The organism is Acidovorax sp. SRB_14 (assembly GCF_012932145.1).
GTDB lineage: Bacteria > Pseudomonadota > Gammaproteobacteria > Burkholderiales > Burkholderiaceae_C > Simplicispira.
Window position 1 is genome coordinate 1 of the sequence record NZ_MWOK01000046.1, and the last position, 931, is coordinate 931.

General features: G+C 72.0%; 1 protein-coding gene. It reads right to left on the reverse strand.

Features of this window, described 5'->3' with window-relative positions; translation table 11 throughout:
- Positions 1 to 141: 141 nt before the first annotated feature.
- The gene (locus B2J86_RS17925; protein ID WP_169170812.1) at positions 142 to 600 is read right to left on the reverse strand and encodes a RidA family protein; all 459 of its coding nucleotides are present in this window, start codon (positions 598 to 600) and stop codon (positions 142 to 144) included.
- Positions 601 to 931: the final 331 nt, after the last annotated feature.

A 931-nucleotide genomic window follows, 5' to 3' on the forward strand; every position in this document is an offset into this window, starting at 1 on the left:
CGCCCGTGCCGCCTGCCGCGGCGCGCCCGGCCGCCGTGGTCGGGGCCGACGATGAGTGGGAGAGCTTCTGACGCTGCAGCGCGGTGCCGCGCTGCCAGCACCCCCGGGCGGCCAGCGTGCCGCCCTTTTTCATTTTGAGCGTCAGGCCAGTTCGGCGATCAGTTCGATCTCCACGCAGGCGCCCAGGGGAATCTGCGCCACGCCGAAGGCGCTGCGCGCGTGCTGGCCGCGCTCGCCAAACACCTGGCCCAGCAGCTCGCTGGCGCCGTTGGTCACGAGGTGCTGTTCGGTGTAGTCGGCCGTCGAATTGACCAGGCTCATGAGCTTGACGATGCGCTGGACGCGGTTGAGGTCGCCGCCGGTGGCCGCGTGCAGCGTGCCCATGAGGTCGATGGCCACCGCGCGCGCGGCGCCCTTGGCCTCTTCGGTCGTGATGTCGCGGCCCAGCTGGGCCACCCAGGGCTTGCCGTCCTTGCGCGCGATGTGGCCGCTCAGGAACACCAGGTTGCCGGTCTGCACATAGGGCACATAGGCCGCCGCCGGCGTGGACACCGGGGGCAGGGTGATGTTCAGGGCTGCAAGTTGGTCGTAAACGCTCATGGTCTTCCTTGGCTCGGTGAATGAAAGGCCCCGTCCGTGGGCGGAGTTGCGCTCCGGCCGAAGGGCTGCCGCAGCCCGCGTGCCGGGGCAGCGTGCAAGTGTTACACAGGCGCTGGCCCGGCCGGACGGCAGGGCAGGGGACGGGCTGCGCTTAGCATGGCGGCCATGGATGCCCTGTCGCCCGCTCTGCCTCCCGCAGCGCCGCTGCCGCAGCGCGCCTGGCTGCTGCCGACGGCACTGCTGGGCTGCGTCGCCGGTGCGCTGCTGCAGGTATGCCAGCCGCTGCTCTGGCAGGCGGGCGCCTACGCGGCGGTGGCGCTGGCCGGCGCCC